Source organism: Thermogladius sp. 4427co, from assembly GCF_051933805.1.
GTDB lineage: Archaea > Thermoproteota > Thermoprotei_A > Sulfolobales > Desulfurococcaceae > Thermogladius.
In genome coordinates, this window is sequence record NZ_CP196893.1 from 816,319 (window position 1) to 832,745 (window position 16,427).

Below are 16,427 nucleotides of genomic sequence, written 5' to 3' on the forward strand. Positions count from 1 at the left end.
CACAACACCTGTCTCAACCTGGTGATAGATGGGGCCGCGGGGATTTGAACCCCGGGTCACGGGGGCCCAAGCCCCGCATCCTAGCCAGGCTAGACTACGGCCCCTATTAAATAAGAGTTCTAGTGTAGAGTTTTAAATTTAATAGTACTCGTGGTCGCGAGGATTCATTATCTTGGTGAAAAAGGTTTTGGGTTCTTATCGCTAGTGTTAGGTTGCCCTAACTTTAATACTCCCAATAACTATATAGATTTAATATAGAACTCGGGTGGTGAGATAGTGGTTTCAACAGAGGATCTCATCAGGGTTATTAAAGAGAGATTTGAGAATAAATTGAAAGAGAAACCCGAGTTAGCAAAATTTGACGAGAGAATACTTATTAAATTAACAAATGGTGATAGGGTTTATATTATATTAAGCCAGGGTAAAGTGAATGTAGGCAAAGGGGATATAGAACAGCCTACGGCCGAGGTCGAAGCAGATCTTGAAACACTTTACAAGGTATATGTAAGCGAGATGTCGCTAATTGCTGCTATGATAAGGAGAAAGGTTAGACCAAAAGGAAGCGTAAGAACATTATTTAAGATAAGAAGCCTATTATTTGGCTGATACAAACGTAGAACTAAACTGGTCCATTTTTAATATCTCTAGCCTCCAACTATGTTAATCAAATACACTATCTATATGTCGTGTTCTAGATAGCTATATATTCTTATTCTACCAGTTATGATATGGCTAGGTGGAAGGCTGTGGATTTTATCCTAGGTGAGGTTAAATCTATCGATGTAAGAGAGCGATCCCTGCATGAACTACTCCTGAGCATGGCTGATACAGCATTCCAGGGTAGGGCTCTAGGAGAGGCTTATAAAATATTATTGGATATGTTTAGCGACCCTGATACCACTATCTTTCTAGGTCTAGCAGGTTCTATGAGTACGGCGGGCATGTGGAGGATTATTAAATGGCTTGTAGAGAACAGGTATGTCGACGTCCTGGTTTCAACAGGGGCTAATATAAGCGAGGATATTGTCGAAGCAATGGGGTTTAAATACTATAAAACCTACCCTACAGTCGACGATTCCAAGCTATTAGAGCTCAAATACGATAGATTCTACGATACGGTAGTAAACGAGCTAGAATATAGGCAGATGGAGAACCTGATAGGCGAATTCATCGAGACCCTGCCGAAAGACAGTGTTTACTCCTCAGCCGAATTTCTCTACCTCTTCGGGAAATACTTGAACGAGAAAGGGATCGACTCGATAGTGTCGGCTGCTTACCGAGCCGGCGTACCAGTCTTCTCACCAGCACTAGTCGACAGCGGTTATGGAATAGCAGCGCTGCTGAAGTATAGGAAAGGCCATAGGATAGTCTTAGACATGGTTAAAGATTTCGCTCAATTAGTTGAAATAGGGCTGAGGAGCGAGAAATTGTCTGCTATATACATTGGGGGAGGTGTCCCTAAAGACTATGTTAACCTGGTTACAGTAGCTAACACGCTTATAGCGGAATACGAGAAAGGAGTCCACGACTATTATAAACCGCTAGAGTACGTGGTACAGTTTACTACAGACGCGCCACAGTGGGGTGGTTTAAGCGGGGCAACACTTGAAGAAGCGGTTAGCTGGGGTAAGGTTTCTCCCAGGGCTAAGAAGAAAGTCGTCTACGTCGATGCGACTATTGCGCTGCCGCTAGTCGCACACGGTATCGCTAGTAGCGGGGTTAAGAGAGTTAAACCGAAGGATTTGAAATGGGTTTTCAACGAGGTTGTTAAATAACTATTTACAGCCATTTTTATTAATGTCATAATCCTTTTGGCAATCCCATGACACTCCCTATTATATCCCCAAGGACATAGCTCGATGCTACTATAGCGAATAACAGGGAGAGGTTTTCCACAATCTCTCTTCTAAATTCTCTTTCTTCTACGATAGATGAGTAGTATGTGAAGAAACCGCTTATTAAAACGCTTATAGCAGCGCTCAGGTAGAATGCTAGGTATACATTGGGTACTGTGAAAAATGGTAGTATAAGGGCTAGAACCGAAGCCATATAGCTAACCCCTGTAACCAACGCGTTTTTAACAGGGGAATGCATCCCTCCGTGCTTCGACTGGAGATATGATGCTCCAGCCATGGAAAGCGATGCCGAGAACCCTACTATGAGGCCGGATAAGCCTACTACGATAGGGCTTTCCGTAGCCCCGAGAAATCCTGCTTCAACACCAGTGATCTCTACTATAGCGTCAGCAATACCGAGAGCTATAGAGCCCAAGTATTTTATCCGCGGGTCGGATACTAGTCTCACTAGCTCTGCTTCATGTCTTTTCTCGTCTTCTATTATCTTCAACAACTCGCCTCTAACCGTCCCGGATACTCTCTCAGCTATACTAGAGTAATCCGATACAGCCTCATCCTCCCCCTTCTCCAGGATCCTGATCGTGAATACAGGACCCAGTAACCTGTAGCTAGCTTTAAATAATGCGATTAGAAGCCTGCTCGGCTTGCATTCCCTACCGGATAGGCGGCTCCAGAAATCATAGTGTTTCTCCTCGTCTCTAGCTAGCTCTAGTAGTATCCTCTTCCTATCAGGGTCTTTTTCAATCCTGGCTAGTTCCCTGTATAGTGTCATGCTCAATGCTTCCTCGTAGCAGAATCTCTCTAGGACGCGAGCATCGATGCCTTCTTTCTCTCCCAAGCAAACACCTGTTATGGTTTGATCGTCGGTTTAGGATTTAAACGTGCTAGGCGAGTGTGAGGATAATCCCGGTTGTTACTAGTAGAGCGCCCGCTATATTCTGCCCTCTTAGCCTACTCCCGGATATAAACCTCACGGTAAACTGTGATAAGACGGGTGTTAGAGAAGTTGCTATAGACGTTATAGTTGCCCCGATAGTATTTATCGAGTAGATGAATAGGTACATCCCGAATGTCCAGCCTAGGATACCGGTTACAAGAGATGCTTTAACAACATCTTTTAGGACAGACGTCTCATACCATCCTTCGAGAAAGACTCCGAGCGGAAGCATTACTACTGTTATTATAATCAATCTCACCAGGGTCAATAACATTACATTATGGATGTAAGAGAGAGATAGCTTTATTAGAACAGTAGCCGCTCCCCATAATACACCTGCAGAAAGCCCTGCTAGAACACCTATTGTAAAACTGCTTCTACCACCTCTATAGCTACGAGGATTTAATGTCGCTACAGCTATCCCTAGAAAAGCTATTACCGCTCCAGCCACCGTGTTCAAACCGATTTCTTCGCGGATAAGCATGTACGAGAATAATTGTGTGAAGAAAATATATGTGTAGCTCACGATAACCGCTAGCTCTCCCCCTATTTTCTTAATAGAAAGAGTGTATAAGGCGTCGCCTAGCCCAGGCCCTAGTATAGCGGATAAAATTATCATGATCCAACCATGAAGAGGTATCCCGGTATCAAAACCGGTCGAGAATAAAAGCGGTAGTAGAGGTATTAAAGCTATAAGGGCTCTCAGCCCTGTGAAAGAAACCGGCTTCAACCCCTTACCATACCTGGATATAACGGCTGGGTTAAGGCTCCATAGTATCGAAGCCATAATCGCTGGCAACAGACTCGTATTCAACACCTTCGCAATCTCTCTATACACATATATACATAGGGATTTAAACTATATTTTTAGAAAGCCTATATTACTAATCGAGAAAAACATAAAACATATACTTTTAGCTAAGTCTGTTTGATCTATCTAGTAGTCTCTTCTCCTGGTTCCTTGAAGGGAAAAAGTATTTGCTGGCATGATTTGAATGTTTTTAAGGTAGGAAAACTACTCTTTAGACCTTTCTCTAACAACGATCTTAGACCCGATGATCATATTGCTCGGTATTAGGACTTCCGGCCCATCCTTCCTCTGTACTAGCGTGAATAGCGTTGAAATATCTTTTACTCTAACCTCGCTCTCGCCCGCTATATCAACCAGATCTCCTATTTTGAACGGCCTAGCTAATAATATGAAGAGCCCTGCTACAGCCTGGCCGAGAACCTGTTGCGTTGCGAAGCCGATTACCAACCCGATGAAGCCTCCTAGAGCTACTCCCGCAGCACCTCCTGCAACACCTCCTGCTATACCTGCTAACAGAGCGCCTAAGCCAATAATCCTGATCATGCTTCTCACAGCTGCAGCTGTTGAAACACCGTATTTGGGCCTGAGCATTGCGAAGAAGAGCTCTGCTATAGCATTGACTATAAGGTAGCCTAGTACTAGGAGTACTATGATGTACACGTATACCGCGTAGTCTTGTAGTACTAGGAAGCCTCCGAGCCCTGTGGCTTGGTAAAGCATCTGCAGCCCTTGTGTAAAGAACCATTGGAGAATGCCCATTACAATAGCAACGAGGATAGCGTATAATACTACTCTCCCTAGGGCTTTGCCTAAAGAATCCGCCTGACTCATTTCTTACACCTTTTATAATCTTAATTTCTATAATTTTTAAATTTTATAGCCGGTAGCGTTTTGCTATTATGAAGTTTTTCTGGAATCATTTGAGAGTATTTAAGGCTGGGAGTGTTATCAAATTTATGTGCATGTGGTGGGCTGTACTCGCTGACTGGTGATGTAACCTTTAAATACCGAAGGTGTTTTCAGTCTGCTGAACTACTCATATGACTGTTGAATCTTTTTAATAGAGAAAGGAGGCGTGTGATGTTTATAGCGTTACTCAATCATTTTAATTTCCTATAAGACACTGCTATGTATGGGTAGGATAGTCTGCGACCGGTAGAGGATGATAGTATGTTAAGAGAGATAGTAGTGTACGCTGGATCCCTGTTGTTTATAGTCGGCCTCCTCATGCTAACTGTCCCGATCGTAGATATTGTTTTCAGTGAGGATGTTTCAACGTACTTCCTGGCAATAGGCCTGGTGAGCATAGCAGTTGGAGCACCTATAGTCCTAGCCTCTGGCCGTATTGTGAAGAAGGAGAGTTTTGTAGGTGCTTTAATAGGTTATTCTATTGCATGGGTGCTAGTTATAGCTGTATCTGCTATACCGCTATCTCTTGAGATAAAAATACCTTACTTAGACTCTATATTCGAGACTGTTTCGGGTTTCACAGGTACAGGCTTGACAGTACTCGTAGGATTAGATAACATAAGGAAAGGGATATTATTCTGGAGAGCTCTGATGCAGTGGAGTGGCGAGCTGGGTTTCGCTGTTTTCGCAATGGTTGTAATACCCTATTTCTGGCGTTACGGGGTGCTCCTTTATAATGTTGAGAGACCGGTTAAAATATATGGTTCACTACAGAAGACTGCTAGGAGATTGCTAGGATTGTACATATTCTATACGCTAGTAGGCACTGTCGCCTTATACTACACGGGTGCTGGCCTATTCGATGCGCTGACTCATACCATGACAGCTATTGCAACCGGGGGGATGAGCAATTACGATAAAGGGTATATGGTGATATATTCGAAAGCACCGCTTACAGTCTATCCTCTGATAGCCATAATGTTCCTAGGCGGTGCTAGCTTCATATCTCTCAACGACCTTTTCGAATTCCGTTTTAAAGACTTGTGGAGGAATGAGGAATTCAGGCTTTACGCATGGTTTACCCTAATACTCTCGCTTCTAGTCTCGGCTCTCTACATATTTCACGGTTTCCCGTTTTCCCAGGCATTCATATACGGTTTCTTTAATACGGTTTCAGGTATTACAACCACGGGATTTAATCTCGGAGATATGGGGTCTCTACCATCTAGTATGAAAACGCTTCTGATCGCAGGGATGTTTGTTGGAGGAATGACTTTTTCAACAGCCGGAGGGCTTAAAATAGGTAGGTTGCTACTCATCTTGAAAAACTACGCCATTACTCGATGGAGAGTATTGTGGGTGAATCAGTATACGCTAGGATCCTCCTCGGCGGGAAACCAGTAGACGAGCACACGGTCTCTAATGTTCTATTATTTTTCATCATACATTCGACCATTATAGCAGCAGGCGCATTCTCTATAAAAATACTAATGCCGGGAACAGATCTAATCGATAGCCTCTTCGAAGCTACTTCAGCGGCGAGCTGTGTCGGTTTGTCAACAGGTATTACATCGCCTCTGGCTCATCCCGGGGTGAAGATCGTTCTAATCCTTTTAATGCTGCTAGGCAAGCTTGAATACCTGCCTCTTATAGTACTAATCGGGTTATTGCTTCACAGGAGGATTATTAAATTCCTTAAAATATAGTATACAATACTATGCTGGTGGGCTATGGCTAAATTAAACATACTACTAGTAGGAGCCGGTAGGGTAGCCGAGTTCCTTCTCTTAAGTGGTGTATTAAGAGAGATATCTGAAGAATTAATAATTATAGAACGCGACCAGCAAAGGCTTGATTTTCTACAGAGGATAGCGCCCTACGCTATGTTTATCCAGGGTGATGCTACAAATATAGACACGTTTAGCAATATCGATATGAGCAGGATAAACGTTGTACTGGCTTTGACAGATAGCGATGACATAAACCTTTTCATCCTTTCTATAGCGAAATCGTATAATATACCTATTAGAATAGGGCGTTTTACAAACCCTAAAGTGGCAGAACTAGTTGAAAAACTCCAGCTAGGGATAGCAATTGTCCAGCCAATGGTAGTTGCCAATTTCATCGAGCACTTGCTCACCTCTATCACAAGTACGAGAGAATTATCAGCCATCGACTCTAATCTCAGGCTGTTCATCGTATCGATCGCTGAGACAGACCCTGTGGTAGGTAGCCGTATCGAGGATACGAGATTAAGCAATTATGGAGCAAAAATCGTATTATTATTTGAGGGTAGTAGGCTGAGGACGCCTTCTCCAGATGATGTTTTAAAATCAGGCTATATACTATTCGTTTTGTCATCCTCAGACGAATTCATCAGATCGATTAAAGGTTGAAATCATGAATAGTAATTCGATAGACACTGCGAATATTGTAACAACGATAATCGTCTTCATTATAGGATTAGTGATCGTCGGAGTCCTCCTGAGGAAGTTTACTAACCTGCTTGTTGAGAGGAGAATAATTACACGGGATCTGTCAGAGTTAATACAAAGGATCTACGAGGTAGTAGCTGTTCTCTCAACACTGTTCTTTATAATAATGGAGATAAGCCCGGAGTATCTCGGTCTACTAGCTCTTGTATCCGGAATAATAGTAACGGTATTAGCCGTATTATTTATCCCGTTTAGAACGTACTGGCACTACCTGAATGCTAAAACCTATACGAGTCTACGAGGATCATTCTACACGTTTATACTTCCTTCTCATGACAAGCCCGTACACGGCAGGGTCTCCCAGGTTGAAACAAACTACACGGTCATAGAAAACCCGCTGGGGAAAAAGCTAATTATTCCCAATAAGCTGATTACCGAAGCTGTTTTAATACCGGCTATCCCCACGATAACACTACTGGTTAAAGTATTTCTCGAAGATGAGAACGCGGTTCCAGCAGTAGCAAGTTCATTAGTTGAAAAACTGAAAGAATTCGAGCATCCATTGATAAAGAAAGAAAAAACCGTGTTAATCAACGAGATAGGTTCAGGCTATCTTGAAGTTAGATTACTCATCCACCCTATCAACGTACCCGTTGAATGGGATGATATCAATACGCTCTCTACATCAATATATGAGACTCTCATGAAAACAAGAGTGGAGATGAAGGGCGTTAAAAGCATAAAGGTAGAATTTGGAGGAATCACGTGAATAGTTGGATTTAAAGTCTCGCGTAGACGGTTCACCTAGCTATAGTGCTGAGAATGGAAACGATACTTGCGGGCCCGCCGGGATTTGAACCCGGGTCCTCCGGCTCCGAAGGCCGGCGCCCTATCCTGGCTAGGCGACGGGCCCTGCATTCTCTTATTTTGTGGAAACAGTTCTAAATAACATATGCCTTCAACTACTATTTTCAACGAGCTAAGCCTCCTATTATAAGTATTAAAGCGATTAGAAGCGTTAATGATCTGTTCCGGCGTTGTTTAATTGGCAATATGATAAGGGACTTGCATAGTCCGGATAACGTCTAAGCTGTGTTTAAAACCGCTTTATACCTATTAGTTTATGCCTAATAAAGTGTTGGAAGTCGGGTGTTTACGCTTGGTTGTTGTTTCACCCCAGTTGCTTAAGGCTATTATTTCGGGAAATAGACTGCTTGAAGAAGCATACTACCTTGTCTTAAACGATGTAGAGGTCCAAACGCTATGGGAAATGTCGAATATTTTTGCTGTGAAAAGATTGAGATATAACGATCACGGGCCTGTCCACGCTCATATAGCTGCGGGTTCTGCCCTCTACCTTTTCCAACTCCTCAGGAAGAGAGGGGTAGAATCGTCTCTAGTGAGGGAGGGTATTGTAGATACTGATGAAGAAGCATCGCTAGTCCCCTTACTAGGGGGTCTTTTACACGATATCGGTAATTCGATACACAGAGATAACCATGAGAGGATAGGGGCTCTTCTAGCGGTACCGATAATCTCCAGGATTCTCGAGAAACTCGTAGAAGATCCTAGGAAGAGGATTAGGTTGCGCCAGGAGATAGCCCACAGTATTTACTGCACCGCGTATGATGTCGAGTGTTTGACTATTGAAGCAGGCTGTGTAAAGGTTGGGGACGGACTAGACATGGCTGAAGGCAGGGCTAGGGTGCCCTACTCCCTTGGTAATATAAACATTCATAGCCTCTCAGCACTCAGTATTAAGAAAGTTGAAGTACTAGAAGGCGAGAACAGCCCTGTTAAAATAATGGTATACATGGATGAGACAGCCGGAGTATTCCAGGTCGATGAAGTTCTGATGCCTAAATTGAAGACCACGCCTCTCCGTAGGTATGTAGAAGTCTATGCTATATCGGGCGATCGGTTTTTAAAAACCTACTCTCCTTCTTAAAAGACAATATTTAAAAAAGTAGTAGAGAGAATAAGAAATCGTACGCCCTGGGTGAAAGGGATGTCTTTTAACAGGTATTCCTAAACCCTTCTGGAAGAAATACCCTAGGACAAAATACCTTTCTCAAGGAGGAGAAGGATATTACATCGTATGGCTTGAAAAAAAGGAGAACGAAAGGATAACAGTCAGGGATCCTTCAGATATTAGAGTACTGGTGGTCAGAGAAGGTTTCCAAAAAGTCTCGAAGATACCGACCGGCTCCTTGATATGGTTTAAAGGAGTGGTCAGAGGCAACGAGCTGAGGGTTGATGATATAGCTGTAATAACCTCGCCTGTCCGCGAAATAGGATTCACCTACTTGGGCAGACCGATCAACCCTTTGGAATATGCGGAGAAATATTATTGGTTCCTAAGAGGGACAAGCTATTTTAGGAAAGTAGCGGAAATAAGGCATTACCTGTTGAAGTACGCTAGGGAATTCCTGGAGTCGAAAGGGTTTATAGAGATTGAAGCTCCTATAGTAGGCGTGGTAAGCGACCCAGGGTTGAGAGGGGCTCGTAAATTAATTACTACAGCCTACGGATTCAAGCTTGAGCTGATGAGTAGTGTGATAATGTATAAACAGCTTATGGCTAGTGTGTTCGAAAAAATATTCTATGTAGCTAGGAATATTAGAGAAGAGCCTGTAGAAAACGCATATAGCGGGAGACACTTGTTTGAATTCACCCAGCTAGATATCGAATGGGGACTCTCCAGTATGGAGGATGTTATGAGACTCGCGGAAGAGCTCATATATTATGTTTACCAAAGGCTTGCTAGCGAGAAGCCATGGCTTCTCTCAAAGGACTTAGTAGAAGACGTATTGAAACCACCATACCCAGTGATAACATATGACGAAGCTATCCGTAAAGCACGGGAACTAGGTTTCGACGAGAAATTGGGGAGCGAGCTAAGCAATAATGCTGAATCAGCGTTATCCCGCATCTCTAGTAAACCGTTCTGGATAATAATGTTCCCGAGGAAGAGCCGCGGATTCTACTACTACCCTGTTGAAGGAAGAGAAGACTACAATATGGATTTCAACCTGATCCTGCCCGGAGGATATGGCGAGGTCTTAGATGGTGGTTGTCGCGAATATAGATACCCCCAGCTTGTCGAGAGAATTAAAAGCCATGGCGAAGACCTCGATAAATATAAATGGTTCCTAGAACTATCTCTCTACGGCGGGATAGCACCGTCATGCGGGTGGGGTCTAGGGGTCGAGAGGTTTATAAGGTACCTGCTAGGAGTCGAGCATGTAGCGCTAGCATCCCTCCACCCTAGACTGCCTGGTATACTCCCTGTTTAAGGGCCTTCAGTATTATTTTAGACGCGTTAAAAGCCCCATCAGGCCATTTAACGGGTTTTCTACCTAGCGCTTCTTCTACAGCATCTTCCAAAAGGTTGGGTCTCTCCGGGTCGGGCACAGTATAGACAAGATTCATCCTCCTAGCAACAAACCCGGCATCTTCTAGCCCGCCTGCTAGCGGGATATCTGGGTTGTATGCTATTACAACAGGCTTCCCGTAAGCCTGGCTTGAATGGATAGCTGATACCCCTTGATGGGTTATAACAAGGTCTGCTCCCGCAATCCACTTATCTATATCATAGTCGTAATCGAATACTATAGCCTCGGGCAGGATCTTCTTCACGTAGTCGACCCATATCCTGCCCGCTTGTATAACGAGCTTGTATTTTCTAAGCATGCTTCTCGCAAGAGTCTTAAACAATAGCCTATGCCCCATCATCCCTGTCATAACTAGGATAAACCCTCTCCTCTCCGGTCTGTAAATCGGTTTCTCATAGAACAACCCTACGTAAAAGCTTCTACTAGGATAGAGGCGCTTCTGCTCTAGCCACTGTAGGAAGACAGGCACCCCTGTTTTCCACAGGAGGTTTACCGTCCTGCCCTTAGAGTAGACTCTAAACGGGTCTTCTACACAGAAGGCAGGGAGCCCCCTTAAGTGCTTTGATATGATAGTGGGTAGGAGACTATGGTTAGACCCGGTGCAGAAAACAGCGTCCAATCCTCTAGTCGGGTAAATCGAATCGGATAAACCCTGTATAATCCTAGTCAAGACCCTATAGAGTCTCTCTTGCGGCTGGAGTAATTTGGTTGCCTGGACTATCCCTGCTTTCCCGCTTCTAATCTTGTAGGCAATCCTCCTAGCAGAGTAAATATCGCCCCTCGGGATTAGGAATAATAATTCTATGCCCGGCTCTATTTCGATCAGTCTTTCAGCTAGGGCTATAGCGAAACTAGTATGGCCTCCACCGCTAGCTATCAACAGTATCCTCAATACGTGCACCGCCATGCTTTCCTTACGAGAAATAATATTATAGCCTTGAATTTAGAAATATTTGGATTAGGGTTAGCTAGATGTTCGACCCGCTTGAAATTAGAAAGGATTTTCCAATCCTAGAGAGGAGGATCAGGGGTAGGAGACTAGTCTACTTCGATAATGCTGCTACGACGCAGAAGCCTATTCAGGTTATTAACGCTATCGTAGATTTCTATACTAAACACAACGCTAATGTACACAGGGGGTTGCATACCCTAAGCCAGGAAGCGAGCGAATTATATGAGAAAGCCCATGAAACCCTAGCTAAATTCATAAACGCCTATTCTTGGGATGAGATCGTTTTCTGTAATAATACTACAGATGCTATGAACCTCCTGGCTTATGCATGGGGTTTGAAGAATATTAGGGAAAACGACGAGATCGTTACTACAATTATGGATCACCACAGTACTATGCTTCCATGGCGTAAAATCGCTAGTATGAAAAAAGCTAAAGTTAAATATATTGATGTAACTCCGGAAGGGTATCTGGATTATAGTAGACTAGAAGAGGTAATAACGGAGAAAACAAAAGTTGTAGTATTTACTATTGCAAGCAATGTCCTAGGCACAATTAACGATGTCCAGAGGATAGCCAAAATAGCACACGAGGTCGGGGCGATAGTGATCGCGGATGGTGCTCAAAGCGTCCCGCATATGCCTACTAATGTCAGGAGTCTGGGCGTAGACTTCCTAGCATTCAGCGGTCATAAAATGCTCGGACCGACAGGCAGCGGCGTCCTATGGGGCAGGAGAGACCTCCTAGAGGAACTCGATACATTCAAAGTAGGCGGTGATACAATTAAAGACGTCACTATCGAGGACGTGGTATGGCTAGACCTACCATGGAGGTTCGAGGCTGGGACGCCTAATATTGAAGCAGGGATAGGGCTGGCGGCAGCCGCAGAATATTTAATGAGAATAGGTATGGATAATGTTAGAGAACACGAGAAAAGCCTTACCGCATACGCGCTTAAACGTTTGAACGAGGAATTCCCCGACGAGATTATCGTCTACGGTCCTAGGAACCCCGATCATAAAACAGGTGTAATCCCGTTTAATATAAAAGGCCTTCACTTCCACACCGTAGGGTCGGCTCTAGACTTTTTCGCAATCGCTGTGAGAACAGGAATGCATTGCGCCCATCCACTACATTACAGGTTGAAAATAACATACGTGGACCCTCCCCCATCAAGTATACCGGATAACCACGAGGAAAGACTTAGGACGTTCGGTAGTGTGAGAGCAAGTTTCTACATCTACAATACACATGAAGAGATAGACTACTTTATTGAAACACTAGAGAAGATAATAGAACTTAAAGAAGCGTTGAAATCGAGGCCTGTCGAAGCAGTTTGTACAGGGACTTGAGAAGGATCGAGCGGGGAAAAAAAGATATTATTATACAGGGATTTACAGTATGCTCCTTACTTAGCAGGCCCTAGTATCCTAGCGAATTTCTTGCCGGTATAGGGGCTGACAGCAAACGCTATCTTAATCTTGCCCCTCTTAGTCTCTCTGACAACAACCTCGTACTGGTCTGTCTCATAGTATTTCTTTGCCTTCAGGTCGAAGAACTTTAGCTTCTCAGGCATCTTTTCAACCCCTTACACTTTTACTTCATTAAATAATGTCGCATGAAGGGTTATATAAATTTATTGCTTTGTCATTAATCAGTATTTTAGACACATGAAGTAATACCTGAAAAGATTAATATTATAAAATTATACAGAATAATATTTTGGATAGGATCGGGTTTAAATTGAAAACACGGAATACATCAAACATTTAAACAATATAGCGAGAAGCCGAAAAAAGTATAAAAAATTATTCACCGTATAAGAACGTTTAATGGAAATTTTGGTTAAAAGATGGGCCATTTGAGATCAGGTTCTCTGCATAACCCGGCTCGCTCATATAGGTTGTATGCAGCCTTATCGGCTTCCTCTAAGAGTTTATACTCGTCGAATGTCAATATCCTCCTATCGAATACGACCAGCCTTCCGTCTATTATCACATGTTTTACATCGCTACCTGTAGCAGAGTAGACTATGTGTGAAACCGGGTTGTTTAACGGTTTTAGATGAGGCTTGTTGAAGTCTAGGACTACGATATCGGCTCTTTTACCTACTTCAATACTCCCAACTAAATGGTCGATCATTAATGCTCTAGCACCGTTTATAGTAGCTATTTCGAGAACCTGCTCGGCTCTAAGTGCCTCAGGGTCTCCTGTTATAAGCGGTTGTAGTAGAGCAGCTAGTTTCATCTCGCGTATTAAATCATAATCGTTGTTACTAGGCCCTCCGTCAGTACCTAGTGTTACATTTACGCCGTTTTTAACCATTTCAGCTATTCTAGCCGCCCCGCTTGCCAGCTTGAGGTTAGAAGACGGGTTGTGGCTTACACTAGTCCCTGTCTTAGCTAGTATACGTATTTCTTCGCTAGTAACCCATACGACGTGTACTAAGGTAACGTTTGGACCAGTTAGACCGACCCATTCCGCAAACTCTATAGGCTTCTTTCCAAATAATTTCATAGTATAGTCGACGTCTTCTCTAACCTCGGCTATGTGCATAGTGATGCCTGTTTTCAACTCGCGGGCTTTCTCCGATATTTTCCTATATAATTCAACTGAGACAGCGCCAGGCGTCCTAGGACCGAACCATATCCATATCCTCGAGTCCCATCCATGGTATTTATTGTATAGTCTAATAGTATCGTTAAAGCTGCTCTCACCTGTTTCGACAAGGCCTTCATGCAGGATATTTTCTTCGAGCGCGTATCCTTTCAGATCCATAACATGCCTTGCTACTGCTGCCCTAATCCCGCTCTCGTGGAGGAACTCTATGATATTGTCAATACCATACCTGCCCACTAGGCCTGTCTCGAGGAAAGACGTAGTACCGGATTTAAGCATTTCAGCAACCGCTAGTTTAGCTGATACCAGTGCTTCCTCGGGCTTGTAATTCCCCTGGAGCGGCCATACTCTCTCTTTAAGCCACGGTATTAGCCTCTTGTAATCAGCGCAGGCTCTCAACAATGCTTGAGCTAGGTGGACGTGCGTATTAATTAGGCCAGGAATTATAACATCCTTGTCTGTATCCAGGACGATATCGCTATAATGCTTGTACTGGGGGTCTAGCGATTCCCTTTTTCCAACTGCTATTATATTACCGTCTTCTATTGCAATAGCACCGTCTTTGATAACCCTTCTATTCCTGTCCATCGTTATTATCCATCCGCCTCTAAGATATATGTCTGCCATCACTAACCCCTGCGAATACCTAGGTGGAGGCATATTAATAAGGATTGTAAACCAAATAAATCCTCTAAAAAGAGGATTCTGTCATGAATAAACTCTTCAGGTACGACCCAGCTGAGAGAAGAGACCTTATAAAAACCGCTAGAGGCCTCATACCGGCAGATCTCGTTGTCACAAACACCAATCTCGTGAGCGTAGCAACAGGAGAGGTCTTGGAGGGCAAAACCGTCATAGTCAAAGGCAGGAGGATAGCTGGTATAGTAGATGATAGAATTGCATCGAAATATATTGGTAGCGGGACACTGGTGATAGATGGTAAAGGCAGGTATCTAGTACCAGGTTTCATCGACCCCCATATCCATATAGAGTCGAGCCTGCTAGACCCCTATGGTTTCGCGAAGATTGCTCTAAAACACGGTACGACTACCGTGGTCGCAGACCCTCATGAAATAGGTAATGTCTTAGGCGTCGAAGGCGTCAGGATCTTTTCTGAAGCAGCTAGTAAACTCCCATTGAAAATACTTATCGACCTGCCTAGTTGTGTACCAGCTACTAACCCTAATCTAGGGCTAGAGACCATAGGGAATATTATCAGCAGCTCGGATATGCACAAGCTAATAGAACTAGATAATGTAATAGGCTTAGGAGAAGTAATGGACTTCTTCAGCGTTGTAAACTATGACGAGGAGGTTCTCGAAAAGATTAGGATAGCATATGAGAAAGGGCTTGTAGTCAACGGTCACGCCCCTCTACTCCCCGAAGAAATGCTCAACGCGTATATATCAGCTGGGATCTACAGCGACCACGAATCCACGCTAGCAGCCGAAGCCTTGGAGAAGGTTAGGAGGGGGATGTTTGTCTTCGCTAGAGAGGGGAGTGCCTGGAGGGATTTGAAAGCATTATTCGAAGTCCTGGCGAGGACTGATTGCGAGTTATGTGCTTTCACAAGCGATGATTTAAACGTAGCAGAATTGTTTGAGAAAGGGCATATGGATAGGGTTGTAAATGAAGCGATCGAGATGGGCATGGACCCTGTTAGAGCAATTAAATACGCTAGTTTGAAACCGGCTATGAGACTCCACTTAGAAGAACACATAGGTCTAGTAGCTCCCGGCAGGCTCGGAGACTTCTTCCTCTCTAAGAGATTAGAGTACCTTGAGCCGGAAACTGTTGTCTCAAACGGCGAGGTTATATATTACGATGGAGAGCTGAAGAAAGAATTCCCTAAACCAACATATCCCGAATACGCATTGAAAACAGTTAATCTGAGAAAGATCCCCTCACCTAGCGACCTAATTCCATCCTCAGATATAGGGAATGGAGCGGTTAAAGCCAACATTATACGAGTACAACCGGGATCGGCTTTAACGAAATGGGTTACCGAGGTAATCGATATCCGCGACCACAAGCCAATCCTCCACGAGGACGAGCTCTACGTAGCTGTTATTGAAAGACATAAGGGGACAGGCAATATTGGGAAGGGTATTGTCAAAGGGCTTGGCGTGAGAATTGGCGGCATCGCCCAGACGATAGCCCACGACACGCACAATATAATAGTCGCTGGCACCAATCCCGAGGATATGAGCCTGGCTGTTAAAATAGTCCACGATATACAAGGCGGTATCGTAGCTGTGAACGATAAGGAAGTCGTTGGAATAGTCGAATTAAAGCTGGCTGGGTTAATGAGCGTCAAAGAGCCGGAGGAGGTATATGCGGAGTTCAAGAGGTTTGTCAACAGAATGAAAGAGGGCTTCCAGGTGGAGTTCGAGAGTTTCTTCATGACGCTATCGCTAGTAGCCCTACCTGTCATACCCGAATTAAGGATTACCGATAGAGGGCTAGTAGACGTCGTGAATGCTAGGCTGGTTCCACTATTTATAACATAATTT

The 16,427-nt window shown here is 43.9% G+C and carries 16 protein-coding genes and 2 tRNA genes; 10 read left to right on the forward strand and 8 right to left on the reverse strand.

What is annotated here, in order from left to right; genetic code table 11:
- Positions 1–29 precede the first annotated feature (29 nt).
- Positions 30–104: transfer RNA gene (locus ACSU1N_RS04695), tRNA-Pro, on the reverse strand.
- 172 nt (positions 105–276) lie between these two features.
- Here ACSU1N_RS04695 and ACSU1N_RS04700 point away from each other — a divergent pair.
- Both ACSU1N_RS04700 and ACSU1N_RS04705 read left to right on the forward strand, forming a co-directional pair.
- Positions 277–606: an SCP2 sterol-binding domain-containing protein gene (locus tag ACSU1N_RS04700; RefSeq protein WP_440059087.1), complete on the forward strand. Its 330-nt coding sequence runs from the start codon at positions 277–279 to the stop codon at positions 604–606.
- A 122-nt stretch (positions 607–728) separates the two neighbouring features.
- Positions 729–1,775 carry a deoxyhypusine synthase gene (locus tag ACSU1N_RS04705; protein ID WP_440059088.1) on the forward strand — a complete coding sequence of 349 codons (1,047 nt, stop codon included), beginning with the start codon at positions 729–731 and terminating at the stop codon, positions 1,773–1,775.
- Positions 1,776–1,800: 25 nt separating this feature from the next.
- Here the strand turns inward: ACSU1N_RS04705 and ACSU1N_RS04710 are convergent, their stop codons facing one another.
- From ACSU1N_RS04710 to ACSU1N_RS04720, 3 genes are all read right to left on the reverse strand, one after another.
- A complete protein-coding gene (locus tag ACSU1N_RS04710) occupies positions 1,801–2,694 on the reverse strand; it encodes a VIT1/CCC1 transporter family protein (protein ID WP_440059089.1) in 894 nt (297 codons plus the stop codon).
- 46 nt (positions 2,695–2,740) lie between these two features.
- The gene (locus ACSU1N_RS04715; RefSeq protein WP_440059091.1) at positions 2,741–3,631 is read right to left on the reverse strand and encodes a DMT family transporter; all 891 of its coding nucleotides are present in this window, start codon (positions 3,629–3,631) and stop codon (positions 2,741–2,743) included.
- Positions 3,632–3,808: 177 nt separating this feature from the next.
- Positions 3,809–4,435 carry a mechanosensitive ion channel domain-containing protein gene (locus ACSU1N_RS04720; RefSeq protein WP_440059092.1) on the reverse strand — a complete coding sequence of 209 codons (627 nt, stop codon included), beginning with the start codon at positions 4,433–4,435 and terminating at the stop codon, positions 3,809–3,811.
- Positions 4,436–4,774: 339 nt separating this feature from the next.
- On the opposite strand from ACSU1N_RS04720, the gene ACSU1N_RS04725 reads away from it, so the two are divergent.
- Genes ACSU1N_RS04725 through ACSU1N_RS04740 form a run of 4 tightly spaced genes read left to right on the forward strand, consistent with a single transcriptional unit; the run spans position 4,775 to position 7,717 of the window.
- Positions 4,775–5,917: a TrkH family potassium uptake protein gene (locus ACSU1N_RS04725; protein ID WP_440059093.1), complete on the forward strand. Its 1,143-nt coding sequence runs from the start codon at positions 4,775–4,777 to the stop codon at positions 5,915–5,917.
- Complete coding sequence (locus tag ACSU1N_RS04730; RefSeq protein WP_440059094.1) at positions 5,857–6,219, forward strand: potassium transporter TrkG; 363 nt, start codon at positions 5,857–5,859, stop codon at positions 6,217–6,219. The genes ACSU1N_RS04725 and ACSU1N_RS04730 overlap by 61 nt, the downstream gene beginning before the upstream one ends.
- Positions 6,220–6,243: 24 nt before the next feature.
- Positions 6,244–6,909 (forward strand): NAD-binding protein, encoded by a 666-nt coding sequence (locus ACSU1N_RS04735; RefSeq protein WP_440059095.1) that lies wholly within the window; start codon positions 6,244–6,246, stop codon positions 6,907–6,909.
- A gap of 4 nt (positions 6,910–6,913) precedes the next feature.
- Positions 6,914–7,717, forward strand: a complete 804-nt coding sequence (locus ACSU1N_RS04740) for a hypothetical protein (protein ID WP_440059096.1) — start codon at positions 6,914–6,916, stop codon at positions 7,715–7,717.
- Between the two features lie 69 nt (positions 7,718–7,786).
- On the opposite strand, the gene ACSU1N_RS04745 is transcribed toward ACSU1N_RS04740, so the two are convergent.
- Positions 7,787–7,861, reverse strand: a tRNA-Arg gene (locus ACSU1N_RS04745).
- Between the two features lie 246 nt (positions 7,862–8,107).
- Here ACSU1N_RS04745 and ACSU1N_RS04750 point away from each other — a divergent pair.
- Positions 8,108–8,896, forward strand: a complete 789-nt coding sequence (locus tag ACSU1N_RS04750; RefSeq protein WP_440059097.1) for an HD domain-containing protein — start codon at positions 8,108–8,110, stop codon at positions 8,894–8,896.
- A 214-nt stretch (positions 8,897–9,110) separates the two neighbouring features.
- A complete protein-coding gene (locus tag ACSU1N_RS04755; protein ID WP_440059098.1) occupies positions 9,111–10,244 on the forward strand; it encodes an asparagine synthetase A in 1,134 nt (377 codons plus the stop codon).
- Here ACSU1N_RS04755 and ACSU1N_RS04760 read toward each other — a convergent pair.
- Complete coding sequence (locus ACSU1N_RS04760; RefSeq protein ID WP_440059099.1) at positions 10,216–11,235, reverse strand: glycosyltransferase; 1,020 nt, start codon at positions 11,233–11,235, stop codon at positions 10,216–10,218. The two genes, ACSU1N_RS04755 and ACSU1N_RS04760, sit on opposite strands and share 29 nt — an antisense overlap.
- Positions 11,236–11,315: 80 nt before the next feature.
- Between ACSU1N_RS04760 and ACSU1N_RS04765 the strand changes: the two genes are divergently transcribed.
- Entirely contained in the window at positions 11,316–12,647 is a 1,332-nt protein-coding gene (locus ACSU1N_RS04765; protein ID WP_440059100.1) for an aminotransferase class V-fold PLP-dependent enzyme, read from the forward strand.
- Between the two features lie 56 nt (positions 12,648–12,703).
- On the opposite strand, the gene ACSU1N_RS04770 is transcribed toward ACSU1N_RS04765, so the two are convergent.
- Positions 12,704–12,871 carry a hypothetical protein gene (locus ACSU1N_RS04770; RefSeq protein WP_014737312.1) on the reverse strand — a complete coding sequence of 56 codons (168 nt, stop codon included), beginning with the start codon at positions 12,869–12,871 and terminating at the stop codon, positions 12,704–12,706.
- A 269-nt stretch (positions 12,872–13,140) separates the two neighbouring features.
- On the reverse strand, positions 13,141–14,541 hold the full coding sequence (locus tag ACSU1N_RS04775; protein WP_440059101.1) for an amidohydrolase family protein: 1,401 nt from the start codon (positions 14,539–14,541) through the stop codon (positions 13,141–13,143).
- A gap of 83 nt (positions 14,542–14,624) precedes the next feature.
- Here ACSU1N_RS04775 and ade point away from each other — a divergent pair, with 83 nt between their 5' ends.
- Complete coding sequence (gene ade, locus ACSU1N_RS04780; protein WP_440059102.1) at positions 14,625–16,424, forward strand: adenine deaminase; 1,800 nt, start codon at positions 14,625–14,627, stop codon at positions 16,422–16,424.
- Positions 16,425–16,427: the final 3 nt, after the last annotated feature.

Coding starts and splice junctions, on each gene's coding strand:
- ade (WP_440059102.1), top strand. CDS start 14,625: ATGAATAAACTCTTCAGGTACGACCCAGCTGAGAGAAGAGACCTTATA.
- ACSU1N_RS04735 (WP_440059095.1), top strand. CDS start 6,244: ATGGCTAAATTAAACATACTACTAGTAGGAGCCGGTAGGGTAGCCGAG.
- ACSU1N_RS04770 (WP_014737312.1), bottom strand. CDS start 12,871: ATGCCTGAGAAGCTAAAGTTCTTCGACCTGAAGGCAAAGAAATACTAT.
- ACSU1N_RS04730 (WP_440059094.1), top strand. CDS start 5,857: ATGGAGAGTATTGTGGGTGAATCAGTATACGCTAGGATCCTCCTCGGC.
- ACSU1N_RS04775 (WP_440059101.1), bottom strand. CDS start 14,541: ATGGCAGACATATATCTTAGAGGCGGATGGATAATAACGATGGACAGG.
- ACSU1N_RS04720 (WP_440059092.1), bottom strand. CDS start 4,435: ATGAGTCAGGCGGATTCTTTAGGCAAAGCCCTAGGGAGAGTAGTATTA.
- ACSU1N_RS04740 (WP_440059096.1), top strand. CDS start 6,914: ATGAATAGTAATTCGATAGACACTGCGAATATTGTAACAACGATAATC.
- ACSU1N_RS04765 (WP_440059100.1), top strand. CDS start 11,316: ATGTTCGACCCGCTTGAAATTAGAAAGGATTTTCCAATCCTAGAGAGG.
- ACSU1N_RS04705 (WP_440059088.1), top strand. CDS start 729: ATGGCTAGGTGGAAGGCTGTGGATTTTATCCTAGGTGAGGTTAAATCT.
- ACSU1N_RS04725 (WP_440059093.1), top strand. CDS start 4,775: ATGTTAAGAGAGATAGTAGTGTACGCTGGATCCCTGTTGTTTATAGTC.